The 20426-nt window shown below is 43.5% G+C and carries 20 protein-coding genes; 17 read left to right on the top strand and 3 right to left on the bottom strand.

Annotated elements, in window-relative coordinates:
• Positions 1-75: 75 nt before the first annotated feature.
• A complete protein-coding gene (locus M3Z76_RS08960; protein WP_293922466.1) occupies positions 76-1893 on the bottom strand; it encodes an SEC-C metal-binding domain-containing protein in 1818 nt (605 codons plus the stop codon).
• On the bottom strand, positions 1890-2318 hold the full coding sequence (locus M3Z76_RS08955; protein ID WP_293922468.1) for a hypothetical protein: 429 nt from the start codon (positions 2316-2318) through the stop codon (positions 1890-1892). Before M3Z76_RS08955 ends, M3Z76_RS08960 begins: the two co-directional genes overlap by 4 nt.
• Positions 2319-2488: 170 nt before the next feature.
• Between M3Z76_RS08955 and ric the strand changes: the two genes are divergently transcribed.
• The 15 genes from ric (at position 2489) to M3Z76_RS08880 (ending at position 18222) form a co-directional block, all read left to right on the top strand.
• Positions 2489-3187: an iron-sulfur cluster repair di-iron protein gene (gene ric / locus M3Z76_RS08950; RefSeq protein WP_293922470.1), complete on the top strand. Its 699-nt coding sequence runs from the start codon at positions 2489-2491 to the stop codon at positions 3185-3187.
• Between the two features lie 82 nt (positions 3188-3269).
• Positions 3270-4040, top strand: a complete 771-nt coding sequence (gene modA, locus M3Z76_RS08945; RefSeq protein WP_293922471.1) for a molybdate ABC transporter substrate-binding protein — start codon at positions 3270-3272, stop codon at positions 4038-4040.
• Between the two features lies 1 nt (position 4041).
• A complete protein-coding gene (gene modB / locus M3Z76_RS08940) occupies positions 4042-4713 on the top strand; it encodes a molybdate ABC transporter permease subunit (protein WP_483310155.1) in 672 nt (223 codons plus the stop codon).
• A 5-nt stretch (positions 4714-4718) separates the two neighbouring features.
• Positions 4719-5366 (top strand): sulfate/molybdate ABC transporter ATP-binding protein, encoded by a 648-nt coding sequence (locus M3Z76_RS08935; RefSeq protein ID WP_293922473.1) that lies wholly within the window; start codon positions 4719-4721, stop codon positions 5364-5366.
• Between the two features lie 137 nt (positions 5367-5503).
• Positions 5504-9178: a nitrate reductase subunit alpha gene (locus M3Z76_RS08930; protein WP_293922475.1), complete on the top strand. Its 3675-nt coding sequence runs from the start codon at positions 5504-5506 to the stop codon at positions 9176-9178.
• Entirely contained in the window at positions 9168-10754 is a 1587-nt protein-coding gene (gene narH, locus M3Z76_RS08925; protein ID WP_293922477.1) for a nitrate reductase subunit beta, read from the top strand. Before M3Z76_RS08930 ends, narH begins: the two co-directional genes overlap by 11 nt.
• Positions 10747-11322, top strand: coding sequence for a nitrate reductase molybdenum cofactor assembly chaperone (gene narJ / locus M3Z76_RS08920; protein ID WP_293922479.1), 576 nt, complete (start codon positions 10747-10749; stop codon positions 11320-11322). Before narH ends, narJ begins: the two co-directional genes overlap by 8 nt.
• The gene (gene narI / locus M3Z76_RS08915) at positions 11309-11998 is read left to right on the top strand and encodes a respiratory nitrate reductase subunit gamma (RefSeq protein ID WP_293922482.1); all 690 of its coding nucleotides are present in this window, start codon (positions 11309-11311) and stop codon (positions 11996-11998) included. The genes narJ and narI overlap by 14 nt, the downstream gene beginning before the upstream one ends.
• A 49-nt stretch (positions 11999-12047) precedes the next feature.
• Positions 12048-12500, top strand: coding sequence for a GAF domain-containing protein (locus M3Z76_RS08910; protein WP_293922484.1), 453 nt, complete (start codon positions 12048-12050; stop codon positions 12498-12500).
• On the top strand, positions 12497-13555 hold the full coding sequence (locus M3Z76_RS08905) for a sensor histidine kinase (protein WP_293922486.1): 1059 nt from the start codon (positions 12497-12499) through the stop codon (positions 13553-13555). Before M3Z76_RS08910 ends, M3Z76_RS08905 begins: the two co-directional genes overlap by 4 nt.
• 4 nt (positions 13556-13559) lie before the next feature.
• Positions 13560-14207 (top strand): response regulator, encoded by a 648-nt coding sequence (locus M3Z76_RS08900; protein ID WP_293922487.1) that lies wholly within the window; start codon positions 13560-13562, stop codon positions 14205-14207.
• Between the two features lie 19 nt (positions 14208-14226).
• The gene (locus M3Z76_RS08895; protein WP_293922489.1) at positions 14227-14754 is read left to right on the top strand and encodes a hemerythrin domain-containing protein; all 528 of its coding nucleotides are present in this window, start codon (positions 14227-14229) and stop codon (positions 14752-14754) included.
• Positions 14755-15157: 403 nt separating this feature from the next.
• The gene (locus M3Z76_RS08890; RefSeq protein WP_293922491.1) at positions 15158-16663 is read left to right on the top strand and encodes a nitrate/nitrite transporter; all 1506 of its coding nucleotides are present in this window, start codon (positions 15158-15160) and stop codon (positions 16661-16663) included.
• Positions 16664-16678: 15 nt separating this feature from the next.
• Positions 16679-17695 carry a ThiF family adenylyltransferase gene (locus tag M3Z76_RS08885; protein WP_293922492.1) on the top strand — a complete coding sequence of 339 codons (1017 nt, stop codon included), beginning with the start codon at positions 16679-16681 and terminating at the stop codon, positions 17693-17695.
• Positions 17696-17706: 11 nt separating this feature from the next.
• Entirely contained in the window at positions 17707-18222 is a 516-nt protein-coding gene (locus tag M3Z76_RS08880; protein WP_483310154.1) for a MogA/MoaB family molybdenum cofactor biosynthesis protein, read from the top strand.
• On the opposite strand, the gene moaC is transcribed toward M3Z76_RS08880, so the two are convergent.
• Positions 18204-18695 (bottom strand): cyclic pyranopterin monophosphate synthase MoaC, encoded by a 492-nt coding sequence (gene moaC, locus M3Z76_RS08875; RefSeq protein ID WP_293923712.1) that lies wholly within the window; start codon positions 18693-18695, stop codon positions 18204-18206. The genes M3Z76_RS08880 and moaC overlap by 19 nt on opposite strands.
• An 82-nt stretch (positions 18696-18777) precedes the next feature.
• Here moaC and M3Z76_RS08870 point away from each other — a divergent pair, with 82 nt between their 5' ends.
• Together M3Z76_RS08870 and M3Z76_RS08865 are read left to right on the top strand one after the other, a co-directional pair.
• Complete coding sequence (locus M3Z76_RS08870; RefSeq protein WP_293922493.1) at positions 18778-20022, top strand: molybdopterin molybdotransferase MoeA; 1245 nt, start codon at positions 18778-18780, stop codon at positions 20020-20022.
• On the top strand, positions 20010-20252 hold the full coding sequence (locus M3Z76_RS08865) for a molybdopterin-guanine dinucleotide biosynthesis protein B (RefSeq protein WP_293922496.1): 243 nt from the start codon (positions 20010-20012) through the stop codon (positions 20250-20252). Before M3Z76_RS08870 ends, M3Z76_RS08865 begins: the two co-directional genes overlap by 13 nt.
• Positions 20253-20426 lie beyond the last annotated feature (174 nt).

Genomic DNA, 20426 nt, shown 5'->3' with positions numbered 1-20426 from the left:
AATTGAACCGCCGTATACGGATCCGTACGTACGGTGGTGTGAGAGGACGGGAGTTAATCGCTCCCTCCTACTCTATTATAAACTGGGCTCAATATATGTCCAGATGATTTGAGCTTCTTCTGGAGAACGAGGTACCACTCGAAGTTTCCGCGGAAAAGCCAAAGAAGGAAGTTTGCCTACTACATATTTTTTCACATACGGATTTTGCTCTAGTGCTTCTTCGTAGTGATATTGCGTTTGAGCTGAAAAACGCTTTGTATTAAAGGAAATCACCCAGCGGAACCAAGCATAATAGGCGTTATCTGTATGAGCGACTTCGTAATGTTTCATCAGACTCTCAGCATCTTCATATTGCTTCATTGTAATCAAACAAGCTAGTGCTAGATAACGTGCCCCTTGATGGTCTCCTGGGTTCAACTGTAGCAAGGTATAAAATTTCGTGAACGCTTCTTTAAACTTACGTTGTTCAAAGTAAAAGGTGCCGACTGTGAAAAGAGCTCGTAAGTATGGACGGTTCGGCACATACATCCACGCTACATCCATTCCTCGTTCAAACGTAGACCTTCCTGTTTCAAGAGCCTGTAGTAGAAGCTTCTCCCGTTTATGGGGTTCCGTCTCTAAATAACTTTCGAGTATATACCCATCAACTAAATAAGGGGAAAGTTCTTGAATCTTAGTCACTTTGTCCTGCGTTACTTCCTCCCGGAACGTTAGGTAGGCTAAACGCTGGGCTTTGTCTTCTGAAGTACCTGCTGTGTAAGGTTTCCCACCGTAGAAATCCATCTGTCTTTGCAGTACGTGTTCATTCGTAATCTCAAGAGATTCCAAATGCTTGAAAAGTTCCCAATTGGAAAGTTCCGTTGCTTTTGGATTGGTTCCTACTTCAAATGCATAGGTGAATTCTTTTTCTTGATTAGCCAAGGTTTGATCATACAGTTGGTGCAACTCTTTTAGGAACAGTTTTGCATCATGAGATAGCTCAGATGTTGAACATTGTTCAAAAGTAAACCAGCCTTTTTCCTGACCAAACTGCAAAGCACAATCTACTGCATAGCTAGGCACTTTTTCAAAAGACTGTAAAGCATGATAGAGCAGTTCAAGAACCTCTTCATTGCGAATATCTGCATCGACTAGGCGCTCTTCTAAATCGCGAATTGCCTGTTCTGTCTGATTCTCCGCTCTAGAATCTGCTTTAAACAACCGGTATACATCCAAAGCGTGTTGTAGTAAATATGCCTGAGGCGAAACTCCCTTCGCTTGTTCAAAACGTTTCACCAACGTTTCTTGTATGGCATGGGTTTGCCCGTTCACAGTGATGATGCTGTTTAGCACCATCCAGTAATTGTCTTCCTCGCGAACATCTGGCACCATAAACCCGAGCACTAAATCATTTTCCATAGCAGGAAAAGATTCATTTACATCCACTATGTATTGGCTGCCAGATAGGATAGATTTTACGGTGGCACGATGTTTTTCGATAGCTATCACGTGACCTGCTATGAGTTCAGGGTTCTGCCAGCTTTTCAAGATCGTCTGAATATCTTCATACTTTGTTTCAACGGTTGTCTTCTTCAAATACGCATTCCAAATATCCACACGTTCTCCAAAAAAGAACAGATCTCCAATGACACTATTCGCTTTTTCTTCATCGTAAAGAGGCACAAGATAATCTTCCGCTATATGTTTCCAGCGCATAAGATTTTGTTGTTCACTAGGAACAGGTTGGGACGTGAAAAACTCCTGCAAAACTTCACGAAGAAGGTTGTCTTGTCGCTCACGAAAAGTTGAGACATTTGATTGATTCCCGCAACATTTCTTGTACTTTTTCCCGCTACCACAAGCACAGCGTTCATTCCGATTCTGAGCAACAGTTGCTGTAGATGCAGGTTTCATAATGAATTTGGTTCCTCAAGTAACAGTCGTTCTTCATCTCGGCTGTGAATCGAATTAACGACAAGGAGTGCGTGGAATTGTTTCATCACTTCGTAAGTCAGTCCTTCTTTTGCTAAAAGTGTACGAGTATCCGTTGCAATAATACGCATCAAGTCGTGGTCACGAGTAAGCTTCGGTATGACTGGCTCGAGATGAGGGTGCTTTTCTGCCATCTCCTGATAGAAACCTTCTTCTTCTGCATTGGCGTGGGCGATGATGCGAGTTTCCCAGTAATCGAGTAAGTGGTCAGCTGCTTGGCGTGCAACAGCAAACTCTTTTTGACGCAATAAATCTTCCACTTCTTCTGTTTTTTCAATAGCTCCTGATAATGCGCCTTCATGGATGGCATGATGGGCATGAAGTTGTTTTAACGATGGACCTGACATAGCGAAAACCCTCTTTCTTATGCATTTTTTTCAGTATAGCATGCACTGACTAAGGGAAAATGCGTGTAAGGGCATTTGCACAACGAAAGAGGGAACTCCCTGATAGAGTATAGCTGCAAGAAGTTGTACTCTCTAGTTGAGAATCAATATCAATTAATGGAGGGATTTATATGCAAACTATCACACCCGAAATGCACGTCGCTGACATTGTCAGTACATTGCCCGAATCGAGCGATTTATTTCGTAAGCTACGCATTGATTTCTGTTGCGGAGGAAAAGTACCACTACGATCAGCTGTCATGGAAAGAGGACTTGAAGAAGAACACGTGATGACGGAACTATTAGAGATTCAAGCCCGTCAAGAACTGCATCAAATGAATGAAGTGACGGAGAGTGACCCGCGTGAGTTGATTGTGCATATACAGCAGAAATACCATGAGAAGCTTCGTGATGAACTGCCAGCTTTAACCCCATTTGTCACAAAGCTTGCGAAAGTACATGGTGAACGCTACCCATACGTAATGCGTTTACAAGATCTTTATCGAGCGTTAAAAGAAGAGCTAATTGCGCACACGGATGATGAAGACCATAACGTCTTTCCAGCAATACTTTCTTATATCAAGGAACCTACTGTAGAGCGTCTGGAGGCACTTCGGCCACATATCGAAGAACTAGAAGATGAACATGAAACAGCAGGCACTGTGTTAAAAGAGATGAGAGAGATCACGAATGGGTTTACTCCACCTGATGATGCATGTAACACACATCGTTTAGTTCTGAAGCGTTTAGAAAATCTTGAGAAAGATACATTCCAGCACATCCATTTGGAGAATAATGTACTGTTCGAGCAAGTGAGACAAGCCATCTAAACAAAGGAGTCGCTTTTTCTGTCCCATCTATTGACAGAAGATAGTGACTCCTCTATTTTTGTCGATAGGGAGTTGAATCGAAATGAAAAAATGGATGGTCGCGTGGGGGGCTCTTGCTTTCCTGTTAGCAGGTTGCACCCAGCCTCCTGAACAGGAGAAGATAGTTGTAATCTCGGCCGCCTCAAGTTTAATAGATGTAACAGAGCAACTGAAAGAGCAGTTTTCGGCAACCTACCCAGACTGGGAATTGGTTTTCACCTATAATTCGTCTTCCAAACTGGCCACGCAGATTCGTCAAGGTGCGGAAGTTGATCTGTTTTTGTCAGCCGATCTGCAAGTTTTAGAAGATTTGCGTCATGAAGATTTTATTCAACATGACATCATTCCTTTTGCACAAAATCGACTTGTAGTGGGGAGCTCGAATAAGTCTTATAAAGGTGAAAATGTTCATGAACTGCTTAAAGAGTATCAGGGTCAAATGGTGGCGGGCGAACCGAAAAGTGTCCCGCTTGGTCACTATACGAAGCAGTGGTTTAAGGAAGCGGGTCTTCTAGAAAGCTATACAGATCGTTTCATTTATGCGAAAGACGCGAGACAGGTCCTTTATCTAGAAAGCGGAAATGCCGAACTCGGTGTCTTATACTATTCAGATGCAGTCAGATCCGAAAAACTCCATTGGTTCACAATTTTGCCTCCGCTCCATGAAGACATTGGCTACTATGCTGCAATCTTAGAAGAGTCGGACAACTCTGAGGAAGCACAGGCGTTCATTGATTTTCTTCTTTCTGAAGGAAGTCAACAATTATTACAAGAATATGGATTTCTATCCATTAGTGAGGAGTTGACTGAGTAACATGGATTATTCTCCTCTATACCTTTCACTTCAAATTTCTGTGGTGTCTACGCTTTTTGTAGCCATCATGAGCCTTATCCTAGCTCAGTGGATGCGTACACGTCACGTTTACGGGAAGAGTGCCATAGAAGCAGTCATTCTTTTGCCAATGGTATTACCACCGACCGTAGTAGGTTTTGTGTTAATTCTATTATTTGGCCTGAATGCGCCCATAGGGTCATTTCTTAACGAAGTGCTTGGCATTAAGGTTGTATTTACATGGGTTGGAGCGGCTATCGCTGCTTTTGTAGTATCCCTGCCTTTAATGTATCAAAGTACAGTTGCAGCGTTCGAAAAGGTTGATCCTCGTTTTGAACATGCCGCAAGGACAATGGGAGTATCGGAGTGGTCTATCTTCAGGAGGATCACTTTGCCACTTGCCTGGCCAGGACTCATTGCTGGACTATTACTAGCGTTCACCCGAGGTCTGGGGGAATTCGGCGCGACATTAATGATTGCGGGGTATATTCCGGGTCAAACGGTAACGATTCCACTTGAAATCTACTTCTCTTACGAAGCAGGTGATATGGAAACTGCAACGTTCTGGGTGGTTGTCGTATCTCTCATCGGATTTGCGATGATTACATGGATCAACTATTGGCGCAATCAAATGGAAAGAAGACAGAGGGGATAATAACGATGTTGCAGATGACCATTCACAAAAAATTAGAACATATTTCGCTTGAAGTGGAAGCAGTTGTAGGGCAAGAAATTGTAGCTCTCCTCGGCGCATCAGGTTCAGGTAAAACAACTTTATTGGATTGCATTGCCGGTTTGATTCAACCGGATACAGGGCGCATTCAATTGGGTGATCAGATTCTATTTGCAGATGACGAAAAACCGATGACTATTCAAAAACGTCGCGTCGGATATGTGTTTCAAGACTATGCTTTATTTCCTCATATGACCATAGAAGACAATATTTACTTTGCGACATCGAAAAAAAAGGCAAACGGAATTCTTCTGGAAACGTTGCATCAGTTAGGTATTGACCATCTATTAAGGAAATACCCTCATCAGATCTCGGGAGGAGAGAAACAACGAGTTGCTCTTGCGAGAGCATTGTCGGTCAAACCCAACCTATTACTTCTCGACGAACCGTTCTCGGCGCTCGATGACGATACTCGGATTCGTTGTCAAAATGAACTCAGACGCATCCATGAGTTATGGCAGATATCTATATTGTTTGTTACACATAGAAAAGAAGATGCGGAACGTCTTGCTACTCGTGTGTTCCATATGCGCGATGGCAAGCTAACTGAATCTCAAACACTAAGTCTCTCATGAAGTCATGAGAGACTTTTTTAATGGAACAAGGGAATTCGAGAACGGGTATAGGAATTTCCCTAATGGGAACTGCTCCATTTCGCACGGATAATATCATCATAGGCAATTAGTGTGAAAAGAAGGAGTGGATAGTAGCAATGAAGAAACGATATGGCTTTAACTTTTTTAAGCCCGTAGAGAGCTATTCGGGTAGTTGGTCCATCCTCGAAGAAAAAAGCCGTGACTGGGAAAATATGTACCGCCAGCGCTGGAGTCATGACAAAGTGGTACGCACAACGCACGGTGTAAACTGTACTGGCTCTTGTAGCTGGAAGGTATTCGTCAAAAACGGAATCATTACCTGGGAAAACCAACAGATCGATTATCCTTCTTGTGGTCCGGATATGCCGGAGTTTGAACCTCGTGGATGTCCGCGTGGCGCTACGTTCTCTTGGTATGAATATAGTCCCCTGCGTGTGAAGTATCCCTATATGCGCGGTAAGTTATGGCGCCTATGGAAAGAAGCGCGGGCTATCCATGAAAATCCTGTAGATGCTTGGGCAAGTATCGTAGAAGATCCGGAAAAAGCGAAAGAGTACAAAGCGGCTCGCGGTAAAGGAGGTCATGTCCGAGTGAACTGGGAAGATACACTCGAACTGATTTCCGCTCAGCTCATTCATACCATTCGTAAGTACGGTCCTGACCGCATCGCGGGATTCACTCCGATTCCTGCCATGTCGATGATCAGTTATGCCTCAGGCGCACGGTTTATATCACTACTCGGTGGAGAAATGCTCAGTTTTTACGACTGGTATGCGGATCTTCCACCAGCTTCTCCTCAAATTTGGGGAGAGCAGACTGACGTACCGGAATCGTCAGACTGGTACAATGCCGGTTATTTGATGATGTGGGGGTCGAATGTACCTCTTACACGTACGCCTGATGCCCACTTTATGACAGAAGTACGCTATAAAGGAACGAAAGTAGTATCTGTCGCACCCGACTTTGCAGAAAATGTGAAATTCGCAGACAATTGGCTTGCGCCAAATCCTGGAACAGATGCTGCCCTTGCACAAGCCATGACACACGTAATTTTAGATGAGTTCTATCATCAACGCAAAGAAGAGATGTTCATCAATTACGCTAAACAATATACAGATATGCCATTTATGATTCTTCTGGATCCTCATGAAGATACCCTAAAAGGTGGTCGTTTTCTTCGTGCAAGTGATATCGGCCAAGAGCAAGAACATGCTGATTGGAAACCGGTAATCTTTGACGAAGCGAAACAACATTTCATGGTACCAAACGGTACGATGGGGCAACGATGGGAGAAAGACAAGAAGTGGAATTTGATTTTAGAAAATGAAGACGGCACGAAAGTAGAGCCAGCGCTAACTGTTGAAGGTCACAGTCACGAGTGGGTTGAGATTGCGTTCCCTTACTTTGACAATAACGGCAATGGCATTTTCAAACGTATGATTCCGGCACGTAAGATCACCCTTGCTGACGGAACAGAACGATACGCAGCAACCGTGTTTGACTTGATGATGAGTCAGTACGGTATTGCCCGGACTGACAGCAAATATAATGCAAAAGGTTATGACGATGCGGAATCTCATTACACACCGGCTTGGCAGGAGAAGATCACGTCTGTAAAAGCCTCTGTTGTTACTCAGATTGCTCGAGAATTTGCTCAAAACTCGTTAGATACTGGTGGACGCTCGATGATTATTATGGGAGCAGGTATCAACCACTGGTTCAACAGTGACACAATTTATCGTTCGATTCTAAACTTAGTTATGTTGACAGCTTCACAAGGCGTTAACGGCGGTGGCTGGGCACACTACGTTGGGCAAGAGAAGTGCCGCCCTATCGAAGGATGGTCGACAGTAGCCTTCGCAAAAGACTGGCAAGGTCCAGCACGTCTTCAAAATGCAACATCATTTTATTATTTTGCAACGGAACAGTGGCGCTATGAAGAGAGTGGTACTGACAGTTTGAAGTCGCCACTTGCAGGAGACGTTAATTACCAGCATCCTGCGGATTATAACGTACTCGCGGCACGACTTGGTTGGCTGCCATCTTATCCGCAGTTCAATAAAAATAGTTTATTGTTTGCAGAAGAAGCAGCAAAAGAAGGCAAGACTTCCACGCAAGACATTATCGATCATGCTGTGAATCAAGTGAAGTCTCGGGAAGTAAAATTTGCTGTGGAAGACCCTGCAGCACCGGAAAACTTCCCGCGCTCTCTATTTGTCTGGCGTTCGAATTTGATCTCAAGTTCGGCAAAAGGCCAAGAATACTTTATGAAACATTTGCTCGGTACAAAAGATGGCCTGCTTGCCTCGCCAAATGAAGACAGCAAACCAGAAGAAATCCAGTGGCGTGAAGACGTTCACGGAAAGCTCGATTTATTAGTAGCACTTGATTTTCGAATGACATCCACACCACTTTATGCAGATATTGTGTTACCTGCAGCTACTTGGTATGAAAAAACAGATCTGTCATCAACTGATATGCATCCATTTGTACATCCGTTTAACCCTGCTGTAAACCCATTATGGGAATCAAAATCGGATTGGGATATTTTCCGCTCATTATCACAGAAGTTCTCGAATATGGCAAAGACGCATCTGCCCGGTGTCTACAAAGATGTAGTCATGACACCACTTGCTCACGATTCAATCAATGAGATTGCACAGCCGATGGGTGAAGTAAAAGACTGGGCAAAAGGGGAAGTTGAGGCTATTCCAGGCAAAACCATGCCAAACTTTACCGTCGTTGAACGAGACTATACAAAGATTCATGATAAATACATTACACTCGGCCCGAACTTAGCTGTAGGAAAAGTAGGTGCTCACGGTGTAAGCTTCTCTGTTGCGGAAGAGTACGAGGAACTAAAACGCATTAACGGGACGTATTTTGACGATTCTATTAAAAATGGATTGCCGAAGATTCAGACCGCTCGCCAAGTAGCAGATGCTATTTTAAATCTTTCTTCAGCAACTAATGGTCGTGTTTCTCAAAAAGCATATGTTTCTGCAGAAGAGGACTGCGGTGTGGAACTACGCGATATATCAGCGGACCGTGCAGCAGAAAAAATCACATTCCAGAGTATTACGGTCCAACCTCGTGAAGTTATTCCGACACCAGTTTTCAGTGGCTCCAATAAAATGGGACGTCGCTATTCACCGTTCACAACAAACATTGAGCGTTTGGTACCGTTCCGAACATTAACAGGTCGTCAACACTTCTATATCGACCATGAAATTTTTCAACAGTTCGGAGAGGCATTACCAGTTTATAAACCAACACTACCACCAATGGTATTCGGCCCGAAAGATAAAGAAGTCAAAGGCGGGGTAGATTCCCTTGTATTACGTTACTTAACGCCCCATGGTAAGTGGAACATTCACTCGACTTATCAGGATAATCAGCATATGTTGACCTTATTCCGTGGGGGGCCGACGGTATGGATCAACAACGAAGATGCCGCGGCTCATGATATTAATGATAACGATTGGCTAGAAGTCTATAACCGAAATGGTGTCGTCACAGCACGTGCTGTGGTCAGTCACCGGATGCCACGCGGGACAATGTTTATGTACCATGCACAAGACAAGCACATTCAAGTACCTGGCTCTGAAATAACTGACACACGCGGAGGTAGCCATAATGCACCGACTCGTATTCATTTGAAGCCGACACAAATGGTCGGAGGCTACGCACAGTTAAGTTATGGCTTTAATTATTACGGACCCATCGGGAATCAACGGGATGTTTATGTCGCCGTTCGCAAGAAAAAGGAGGTTGACTGGCTTGAAAATTAAAGCACAGGTTGCCATGGTCATGAATCTAGATAAATGTATCGGCTGTCATACGTGTAGTGTGACGTGCAAAACAACCTGGACGAATCGTAAAGGCGCAGAATATATGTGGTTTAACAACGTCGAAACGAAACCAGGTATCGGCTATCCAAAACGTTGGGAAGACCAAGAGCTATACAAAGGGGGGTGGCAACTTCGCAAGGGTAAGCTTGAATTAAAATCTGGTAACAAGTTATCCAAAGTGGCACTCGGAAAAATCTTCTACAATCCGGACATGCCTGAGATGAAAGATTACTACGAACCTTGGACGTATAACTACGAGGACCTAACGAATGCAGCAGATCAAGAACATTCACCAGTAGCTCGTGCCCATTCTGCAATCACAGGCGAGAAAATGGATCTTGAGTGGGGTCCGAACTGGGAGGATGATCTGGCAGGAGCGCATATTACAGGGCCTCTTGATCCAAACATTCAGAAAATCGAAGAAGAAATCAAATTTAATTTTGAAAAATCATTTATGATTTACTTACCACGACTTTGTGAGCACTGCCTAAATCCGAGCTGCGTGGCTTCTTGTCCATCTGGCGCAATTTATAAGCGTGAAGAGGATGGTATTGTGCTTGTCGATCAAGAAGCATGCCGTGGCTGGCGTTATTGTATGACGGGTTGTCCGTACAAAAAAGTGTACTTTAACTGGCAGACCAATAAAGCCGAGAAATGTACATTCTGTTTCCCACGTATTGAGTCAGGACTACCAACAGTATGTTCAGAGACATGTACAGGCCGCATTCGTTATCTAGGCGTTCTTCTCTATGATGCAGACCGTGTTCTGGAAGTAGCATCAACACCTGATGAAAAAGATTTGTATAAAGCCCAGTGTGACTTATTTTTAAATCCAAACGACCCTGCAATTATCACTCAGGCTCGTAAGGATGGTATTTCGGATGACTGGATAGAAGCTGCTCAAAATTCGCCTGTTTATAAATTGGCAATCGAACATCAGCTGGCTTTCCCACTTCATCCAGAATATCGTACGCTTCCAATGGTTTGGTATGTTCCACCACTGAGTCCAATCATGAACTATTTTGAAGGGAAGGATTCAATCAAAAATCCCGACATGATATTTCCAGCTATTGAAGAAATGACTACACCAATCCAATTTTTAGCGAACATGCTGACAGCTGGAGACACAGTGACAGTTAAACACTCCTTGCAGCGTATGGCGATGATGCGTTCATACATGCGTGCGTTATCTTCGGGTAAAGAGTTTGATAACAGCCGTTTAGACCATGTAGGCTTGACGCCTCACCAAACGGAAGAGATGTATCGTCTTCTTGCCATTGCGAAATATGAAGACCGCTTTGTCATTCCAAGTACGCACCGTGAAGGGCGAGTCAATCCGTACCGTGCACAAGGAATGGAAGGATACAATAGCTCTGGCATGGGCGGTTGGGGAACCGAATCGGGAGAAGGCTGTGACGGCTGTGGTCCTGTAGGACTTAACCAGAGCGGGACAGCAACAAAAACAGGAAAAGAAATCTACGAAGAGAACTTCTACGGGGGGATCTGGCGTGATTAACACGGATAAATTGTACCTATATAAAGAGTCATTCGGGTTCTTTTCCCACCACCTGATGTACCCTGAGAAACTTGATTTTCATCCGTCGGCAATCGAGGAGTCTTTTGACTCCTCTCACCCTGCCTATTCGCACGTCAATACGTACTGGCAATTGATGCACGAATTCAGTCTCGAAGAAATTCAGGAGATGTACACCGATACTTTTGATTTTGATAAAGAAAGTACCTTGTTTATGACCTTCTTCAAGTTTGAAGATGCAAAAGAACGTGGACAGATGTTGGCGAAGCTCAAGGTGATGTATGAAATGTTTGGGCTGGACATGCCAGAAAATGAGCTGTCCGATTTTTTACCCCTCATTTGCGAATTTTTATATATAGCAGAATGGAAAGGTGACCCCCGAGCGGAAGATAGTTTCCGTATTCTGATGGCGGTTCTAGAAGACGGGACGTATCACCTGGTGAAATCGCTCGAAAAAAGAAAAAGCCCTTATTTCCATTTGATCAAGGGGCTACGTGAAACAATGAAAGCCTGTATAGATAAGGAGGCGCCAGTCAATGGAATGGGTTAATCAGCTGCTGTGGGTCGTATTTCCGTATCTATGCATCGCAATTTTCATTTTTGGTCATATTTATCGGTATCGTGTGGATCAGTTTCACTGGACGGCGAAATCAAGTGAGTTTATTGAAAAGAAACAATTGATGATTGGAAGTCTATTGTTTCATCTAGGTATTATTCCAGTGTTTTTCGGCCATGTCGGGGGACTGGCTATTCCAAAAGAATGGATGCATGCGCTGGGTGTAAACGACCATTTATATCACATAGGAGCCGTCTATATTGGGGGGTTCTTCGGTTTTATGACTCTCCTCGGTATGTTAATTTTGACATTCCGTCGATTCACATTAAAAAATGTTCGCAGACTCAGTTCATTTTCTGATTTAGCTGTAAACTCTTTGTTATTATTCATCGTATTTATGGGTATGTACGCAACAGTTGTGACCAATGCCATTCAACCTGAATTCGACTACCGGGAAACAATTTCCGTGTGGTTCCGTAACCTATTTATTTTCAATCCTATGCCTTCTTTAATGGCTGCTGCACCTTTGTCATTTAAAATGCACGTCTTAACTGGATTTGCGATTTTTGCTTTTTGGCCATTTACACGCTTAGTTCACGTCTGGAGCGTTCCATTGAATTACGTAGGAAGAAGTTATATTCTATATAGACGACATAAGCGAACGAATTGATAAAGAGGGGGGCTCTCCTCTTTATCAATTCGTATAGGAGAGAACAAAGATGGATACAAAAATACAAGCAACGGTGGAATGTATCCACCAAACGGAAGGATTTGATTTGACTGCCCTCGCCTTAGTGGAAAATGAACAAAATCAGTGCGTCTTGAAATGGCAATACTTGGCCGGTAACAAGACCAATCGATTGCGAAAGATTGTGTTACGTTCAGGAAAAGGAATTGCGGGAATGGTATTTAAGATTGGTAAACCTCTCCTAGTATCCGACGTTCATTTATTTAGTACGGCTGATCAGTTATGCGATTTTCCAATTGTATCACTTGAGCACTTAGAAAGTTTAGGCGCCGTACCGGTTTGGCATAACGGACGCGTCGTTGGTGTGCTTCTTGGGGGATACCGTGAACCTAAGAAGTTTACACAAGAACAACTCAATCAGTTACAATTGTTAGCAAAACACACATTTCATACCATTGATGGAAACGAGCTGATGCTGATTTGAAATCATTATATACAGTGAATCTAGATTCGTTGTTACAGAACTTGTATAAGAACAGTACAGAAGCTATGTTTTTCTTCGATAGAGAGGGAAAAGCCCTTGCGCTAAATCCTGCAGCAGAAAAAATTTTGAATGTAGATGTGCTGGAAAAATTGAAAGCAGGTGTCGATCAGGCGATGTGCGGTACCTGCAAAGGATATACAAGTGATCAGGAATTACAAAGTTGCTTGCATTGTTATTTAAACGATAAAGATGCTGGTGATTTCTCATCTTTTCAAGTGTATTTAGATACTAAAGGGAAAGGTGTCATCCCGTATGCCGCTACATTCCATACTATCGATCAAGAACAGGGGATCCGCGTATTTATGTTACGGGATCTCTCTACACAACTCGAAACACAAAAACGTTTAAATCAAAACATGCTGATGCGTCACGTGTTAGAAGCACAAGAAAAAGAACGGAAACGGATTTCAAGAGAATTACATGATGGGATTGCTCAAGAACTGCTGAGTGCGGTCATTGACCTTCGCACGATGAAATATATTTCTAGTGATGAGAAAGTGTTATCAAAGGTGCAAGAGACCCAATCTACATTGTCGCGATTACTTGAGGAGATTCGATCATTATCTGTCGAACTGAGACCTTCCGCACTCGATGATTTGGGACTTGAAGCCGCATTCCGTTCTCACTTCAAACGTGTGGAACAAACGTATGGTGTATTTGTTGAATTTGAAGCGAAGATTGGGAAGTCACGTTATCATACATCTGTTGAAACAGTATGTTACCGTGTATGCCAAGAAGCGGTCATGAATGCCATCAAGTACGCTGGAGTCGATGAAGTACAAGTCGTTTTACGTGAAGAAAATCGTCATGTAATACTTGAAGTTCAAGACGAGGGGGTTGGATTCAACCAGAAGGACCAGCCGAAGGGCACGGGTTTAGGTCTCTTCGGTATGAAAGAACGAGCGGAACTCATTGAAGGCTCTCTCCATATTAGGTCTACGCCCGGTAAAGGCACATGGATCCAATTGTCCATACCCCTGAAAGGAGAGGAGTAAGTGAATGAAAATAGTAATAGCCGATGACCACGCCATCGTCCGAAGCGGTTTTTCGATGATCCTCAACTATCAGCAGGATATGGAAGTTGTAGGTCTCGCAGCCGATGGAATTGAAGCCTATCAGCTTGTCGCGAAACACCAGCCTGACGTCTTGCTACTAGATCTGAGTATGCCGCCCGGTGAAAGTGGACTGGTTACGACGGGTAAAGTGAAAGAAGATTATCCTGACGTCAAAATTCTCATCTTAACCATGCATGACGACGAAGAATACCTGTTTCATGTATTGAAAAACGGTGCTTCCGGATACATGCTGAAAAATGCACCAGATGATGAACTGCTGTTTGCCATTCGTACGGTCTTTAACGGAGGCACATATATTCAGCCACAACTCGCCACTTCTCTTGTGCGTGAATTGATGAATCCGCATGCCAAGTCAGATGAGCAGGATCCATTTGAACTGTTATCGAAGCGTGAACTTGAAATATTACCTCTTATCGCAAAAGGGTACGGTAATAAAGAAATTGCTGCGAAGTTATATATCTCAGTGAAGACCGTGGAAGCACATAAAGCAAAGATTATGGAAAAATTGAATCTGAAAAGTCGCCCTGAGCTGGTCGAATATGCATTGAAAAAGAAGTTGCTGAACTTTTGAGCAGAAAGGATGGATTGCTATGGCTGAAGTCCACACATTAACATTTAAAGAGCCAGCTCTACGCATCTTAGAAAATGAGCATCGCTACCTTCGCTATTTGATGGAGGAGTGGCATGCGATTGTTCGGGAACTTGAAGAGTGGGAGCTTCCCATTGAAGATGCACGCCTACAACTCAAGACGCTAAGGCAGAAGCTGTATGAATTTATTGAGCCGTTTAAAAACCACACAGATAAAGAGGAAAACTTTTTATTTCCGAAGCTTGGAGAATACATCGGGTTTGAGCAAGGTCCTATTGTCGGCATACAAGAAGAACATCAAGAAATAGAGGCATATATTGGTCACTTTTTCCACCATACACGTGGCAGTATTGATCAAATGGACAGCGAGCAAATTCGCACTGTGGCACGCGACGCTGGAGAAGCTTTTGAAGTATTGACGGTACACTTTGTAAAAGAAGAGACCGTGCTGTTCCCTATGGCTGAAAAACAAATAAAGGCCACTGATCTCGATGAACTAGCCGAAAAAATGAAATATCTAATTACATAAATAATAAAGCCTCTTGCCTATAAGCATTGAGAGTGGATAGGCTACATTTAGTTGGACACTTTTTATGAGGTATAAAGGACAATACCCAAGCCTATCAACGAAGAAGAGCTTTACGTGGAGCAATGGGCATGATAGCCTCGTTTGGCTAAGCCAGCCTGATATAGCTGGCTTTCTGGCGCAAAGAGTCATGCCCATAGAGGCTCCATGTCAAGCAACTTGTACACCCCATATGCTTTAAGGGCACCCTTATAAAAGTTGTCCAAAAGTATTGCCATACCAGAGGCTATTTTTATAGGGATTCCTGTACTAAGGTGAGGGTACTCCCTTATTAAAATCACCCCTACTCACCGCTACAATGAAGATATCAAGTACGACAAAATGTGTAGGGAAAAGGTGAATTTGTATGATTAAAAAATTTCAATTGCCACTTCAAACGATGAACCTGATTGTTGGTTTCATGGTGTGGGTCATTATCTCCTCACTCATTCCATTCATCACAGAAGACATTGCGATACCGACAGAAAGGCTCGCTGTCGTGACCGCTGTGCCGGTAGTGCTCGGTTCTATATTGCGTATTCCCCTAGGCTACTATGCCAATATTTTCGGAGCACGCATCATCTTCCTAGTTAGTTTCCTATTACTCTTATTTCCGGTTTTTTATATCAGTGAAGCTTCTTCTTTCACGGACCTGATTATAGGGGGATTATTCCTCGGTATTGGGGGCGCAGTGTTCTCTGTAGGGGTAACATCCCTTCCTAAGTATTATCCAAAGGAAAAACATGGTCTTGTGAACGGGATTTATGGAGCAGGGAACATTGGAACAGCCATTACTACATTTTCAGCTCCGATTATTGCAACACAAATTGGCTGGTCTGCTACAGTTAAGTTGTATTTAATTCTGTTGCTAATATTTGCAGCACTCAACTTTGTGTTAGGTGACCGTCATGAACCAAAAGTTAAAACATCAATCGTCGAACAGATCAAAGGCGTATACAAAAACGAAAAGCTCTGGTATTTTTCTCTGTTTTACTTTATTACCTTTGGTTCGTTCGTTGCTTTCACTATTTATTTACCAAACTTCCTAGTAAACAACTTTGATCTTGAAAAAGTAGATGCAGGGATGCGGACAGCAGGATTTATTGCAGTAGCCACATTCATGCGTCCAGTTGGTGGATGGCTTGCTGATAAATTACAACCTCTCATTTTACTAATGGGTACATTTGCTGTATATACGATTGCCGCTATCGTCCTTGCCTTCTCACCGTCGATTGGCTTGTATACAATTGGGAGTTTGGCGATAGCTTTCATTGCAGGTATTGGAAACGGAGTCGTATTTAAACTAGTGCCTCTATACTTCAATAAACAAGCTGGAATTGTAAATGGTATTGTATCGATGATGGGAGGCCTAGGAGGTTTCTTCCCACCGATTATGCTTGCTTCAATCTATGCGATTACAGGTCAGTATTCCATCGGCTTTATGTTACTCTCTCAAGTAGCACTTGCTAGCCTTGTGCTTGTCGTTTGGATGTATTTCCAAAACCGCTTAGAACTTGCTGCAGAAGTGTTTAATTCTACAGCTCAAGGTATTCTGGTGACGGACGTGTCAGGTAAAATCAATTCAGTGAATCCTGCTTTCACTCGTTTGACAGGTTTTGAGCAAGATGAAGTTGTGGGTCAAAACCCCAATATTTTAAAGTCTGGTAAACAACCTCCCGAATTCTATCAAAAGATGTGGCAACAAATTGGTGAGCGAGGTATGTGGCAAGGAGAAATTTGGAATAAACGAAAGAATGGAACAGAGTATCTGCAGTGGCTGACTATTAGTGCGGTAAAAGACTCGACTGGTGACATCACTCGTTACGTAGGTACATTCTCTGATATAACAGAAGAACGGTTAAAACAGTCATAAAAGGAGTTGTCTCAAGTGGATGAACGTTATTCAAGACAAATATTGTTTCGTCCCGTGGGCGAACTCGGACAAAGACACATCCAAGAATCTACTGTCGGCATCATTGGGTGTGGTGCTTTAGGTACTGCACTTGCGGAAACTTTGACACGCGCAGGAATCGGACAACTTTACCTAGTCGATCGTGACTACGTAGAGTTTTCTAATCTCCAGCGCCAACAACTATTTACAGAACAAGACGCTATTGACATGGTACCAAAAGTTATTGCGGCTGAAAAACGATTAAAGATGATTCGAACTGACATGAAGCTTGTCACTTACTTACAAAATGCCGACGGATTCTTACTCGAACAGTTAGCTCAGAAGTGTGACCTGCTGCTAGATGCTACAGATAATTTCGAGACTCGTTTACTGATAAACGATGCAGCTCTCAAATATCGCATTCCGTGGATTTACGGAGCATGTGTAGGGAGTTCTGGAGTTGTTTTTCCGTTTATTCCAAGAGCATCTGCATGCTTCAGATGTCTATTGCCAGCACTACCATCTCTTAACCAGACGTGCGATACTGTTGGAGTTTTAGCACCTGCTGTTCAGACGACAGCTGCTCTTCAGGGGATGGAAGCATTGAAGTGGCTGAGTGACAATCATCATCACATGCGTAAAAAAGTGCATTATTTTGATTTATGGGAGTCTACAACAATGGATATAGGGATTAGCAGACTAAAACGAGCCGAATGTCCGACATGCGGTGACAACCCAATCTATCCTGCTTTACAAGATTCATCACAAGAGCCTGCAGTACTCTGTGGGCGTAATGCGGTACAGATTTTACCAGACTTAAAACGTCCCCTTACTCTTGACCATGTGGAGCAGGTAGCATGTAAACTACAGACCAGTTTGAAACGAACACCTTACTTCGCGGAACTGCATGCATTCGACCGACGAATCATTGTATTTACAGATGGGCGTTTGTTAATTCACGGAGCCAAGACGGCTGCTGAAGGAAAGAAAATATATCATCAATTGTTTGGATAGGAGGAAATAAGATGTCAGAAGTATTTCAAACATTTACATCTATACATGTAGCCATACTTACTGTAAGTGATACACGTACAGTAGAAACGGATACTGGCGGCCTATTGATTCGCGAACTCGTTGAGAGTGCTGGTCTGACGGTTTCATCTTATACAATCGTCCGAGATACAGCTTCTGAAATTCAGCATCAGTTAAACGAGTGGCTAAACTCAGATGCCATTCATACCATTTTAATAACGGGCGGAACTGGGATCTCAAGACGTGACGTCACCATTGAAGCAGTAGATCCGCTTTATGAGAAGAAAATCGAAGGCTTCGGTGAACTGTTTCGCTATTTAAGTTACGTAGAGGATGTGGGATCTAAAGCGATGATCAGCCGCGCTTCGGGAGGAACCATCGGAGACAAAGTCGTGTTTTTATTGCCCGGTTCCCGAGCAGCCATTCGTCTGGCGATGACGAAATTGATTCTGCCCGAACTCCCACATATTTATTTTGAACTGACTAAACATCAACAGTCACGTGTATAATCACCAGACTTACCACCGGTTTTTGTAAGCAGGAATGTAGGACCTATCACCATGTCCTTACTAGCTGCTTTGCACATATCGTAAATGGTTAGCGCTGCAGCTGAAGCGGCAGTGAGTGCTTCCATTTCCACACCCGTTGGTCCTGTTACTTTGACAGTAACCTTGATATTGATCTGATAGTAATGGTTTTCTTCATCTATCACCCAGTTAAATTCAGCATTCACACCTCCAAGCAATAGCGGGTGACACATTGGAATGATTTGGGCTGTATTCTTCGCTGCCATCACAGCTGCAATCTGAGCGACAGCCAGAACGTCACCTTTTTTATTGGTCCCATCTTTGATTTGCTGGTAAATTTCCTGGTTAATAATGATAGAAGATTGGGCTATTGCCATACGTTGTGTTTCTGTTTTATCCGTTACATCGACCATATGGGCGCGTCCTTGGTCGTTAAAATGTGTAAGTTCAGACATCATGATCACCCTTTCCTTGCGATTGTATGTCGAGTATAACATGCAGGGTTCGCAAGACATATAAGGGGATAGGAGGATTTTTATGCTTGAAAAACGACAACCTATTCTAGTAGGACAAGCTGTCAAACGTGTGCTGGACCGCGTGACACTTCTGACAACAGAAACCATCCCTCTTGAAGAAAGTTACGGACGGATTTTGCGTCAAAATATTGTCGCCACTCATTTTGTTCCCCCTTTTGATCGGTCTCCTTATGATGGATTTGCCATTCGCTCAGAGGATACTAAAGGAGCGTCTGGCAATCACCGAGTCCTGTTTAAGCTTGTCGACCATATTGGTGCAGGTACAGTTTCAGCTAAAGTACTGGGAAGACATGAAGCAGTTCGTATTATGACGGGAGCTCCTCTTCCTGAAGGAGCAGACGCAGTTGTTATGTTTGAGCAGACCGTCGAAGATGATGATACATTCACTATTCGAAAGCCGTTTGATCGATACGAAAATGTATCTCTGCAAGGTGAAGATGTCAAAGAAGGTGAGCCAGTACTTGAAACGGGCACCTTTATTAATCCTGGGACGGTGGCTCTACTCGCTACATTTGGTCATGCAACTGTAAAGGTCGCCAAGCTGCCGTCTGTTGGAATTCTTGTGACAGGGTCTGAGCTCATAGATGTAAGCGAACCTCTTGCTCCGGGGAAAATTCGTAACAGCAATGGCCCCATGATTGCCGCTCAACTGAAGCGAATGGGAGTTCCTTATCATATGTACCGCTTTACGGTTGACGACCTAGAACGCAATAAACAAGAAGTTCGCCAAGCGCTCGACGAACACGATGTGCTGATTACAACGGGTGGTGTATCTGTCGGTGATTTTGATTTTATGCCCGCCATTTATAAAGAACTTGAGGCTGAAGTGCTGTTTAATAAAGTGGCCATGAGACCAGGAAGCGTCACGACAGTTGCGTATGCGAAAGGTAAGCTATTGTTTGGACTGTCAGGCAATCCTTCTGCCTGCTTTACTGGATTTGAACTCTTCGTAAGACCTGCACTTCGGAAAATGCAAGGAGCGAGAATGCTCTATTTGCCTCATACAAAAGCCGTGCTTGGTGAAGATTTTTCAAAAGCCAATCCATTTACTCGTTTTATTCGGGCGTCGTATAACGGTCACACGGTTACACCAGCAGGATTTAATAAATCGAATGCCGTAGCGGCGATTGCTCGGGGCAATGCGCTGATCGTTCTTCCAGGAGGAAGTCGCGGCTATGCTGAAGGTATGGAAGTGGATGTGTTGATACTCGGGCAAGAAGACGGGGTGGCAGAATGGACACTGTGAGGATTTTACAAGTGGTAGGGTATAAGAAAAGCGGAAAGACCACGCTTGTGAAACGGTGGGTGAAACTCGCAAAATCACGGGGTCAACGCGTCGCGGTCATTAAGCATCATGGGCATGCCGAACCTCTCGCTACACCAGATGCGGGGACGGACAGTATGCAGTTTTTAGCTGAAGGACCAGACGCATCTATCGTTAGCGGAGGTGGAGCCATTCAGCTTCAAACTGAATAGTGAAAATCACTCGTTTGAAACGTTACTCGAACTTACCCTTTTCTCGGAACCCCACCTAATTTTAATTGAAGGTTTTAAACAATTGAATTACCCAAAAGTGGTCCTGCTAAGAAATGAAAAAGAACGTTCGGAACTAAACAAACTGACACAGATTAAAAAATATGTAGAAATAGA

The organism is Metasolibacillus sp. (genome assembly GCF_025291715.1).
GTDB classification, from domain to species: domain Bacteria; phylum Bacillota; class Bacilli; order Bacillales_A; family Planococcaceae; genus Metasolibacillus; species Metasolibacillus louembei.
This window is presented reverse-complemented; position numbering and strand designations above follow the sequence as displayed.

Bases quoted from the DNA above. Each gene is read 5' to 3' on its own strand.
- M3Z76_RS08960 (WP_293922466.1), bottom strand. From the start codon at position 1,893: ATGAAACCTGCATCTACAGCAACTGTTGCTCAGAATCGGAATGAACGC.
- M3Z76_RS08955 (WP_293922468.1), bottom strand. From the start codon at position 2,318: ATGTCAGGTCCATCGTTAAAACAACTTCATGCCCATCATGCCATCCAT.
- ric (WP_293922470.1), top strand. From the start codon at position 2,489: ATGCAAACTATCACACCCGAAATGCACGTCGCTGACATTGTCAGTACA.
- modA (WP_293922471.1), top strand. From the start codon at position 3,270: ATGAAAAAATGGATGGTCGCGTGGGGGGCTCTTGCTTTCCTGTTAGCA.
- modB (WP_483310155.1), top strand. From the start codon at position 4,042: ATGGATTATTCTCCTCTATACCTTTCACTTCAAATTTCTGTGGTGTCT.
- M3Z76_RS08935 (WP_293922473.1), top strand. From the start codon at position 4,719: ATGTTGCAGATGACCATTCACAAAAAATTAGAACATATTTCGCTTGAA.
- M3Z76_RS08930 (WP_293922475.1), top strand. From the start codon at position 5,504: ATGAAGAAACGATATGGCTTTAACTTTTTTAAGCCCGTAGAGAGCTAT.
- narI (WP_293922482.1), top strand. From the start codon at position 11,309: ATGGAATGGGTTAATCAGCTGCTGTGGGTCGTATTTCCGTATCTATGC.
- M3Z76_RS08910 (WP_293922484.1), top strand. From the start codon at position 12,048: ATGGATACAAAAATACAAGCAACGGTGGAATGTATCCACCAAACGGAA.
- M3Z76_RS08900 (WP_293922487.1), top strand. From the start codon at position 13,560: ATGAAAATAGTAATAGCCGATGACCACGCCATCGTCCGAAGCGGTTTT.
- M3Z76_RS08895 (WP_293922489.1), top strand. From the start codon at position 14,227: ATGGCTGAAGTCCACACATTAACATTTAAAGAGCCAGCTCTACGCATC.
- M3Z76_RS08890 (WP_293922491.1), top strand. From the start codon at position 15,158: ATGATTAAAAAATTTCAATTGCCACTTCAAACGATGAACCTGATTGTT.
- M3Z76_RS08880 (WP_483310154.1), top strand. From the start codon at position 17,707: ATGTCAGAAGTATTTCAAACATTTACATCTATACATGTAGCCATACTT.
- moaC (WP_293923712.1), bottom strand. From the start codon at position 18,695: ATGTCTGAACTTACACATTTTAACGACCAAGGACGCGCCCATATGGTC.
- M3Z76_RS08870 (WP_293922493.1), top strand. From the start codon at position 18,778: ATGCTTGAAAAACGACAACCTATTCTAGTAGGACAAGCTGTCAAACGT.
- M3Z76_RS08865 (WP_293922496.1), top strand. From the start codon at position 20,010: ATGGACACTGTGAGGATTTTACAAGTGGTAGGGTATAAGAAAAGCGGA.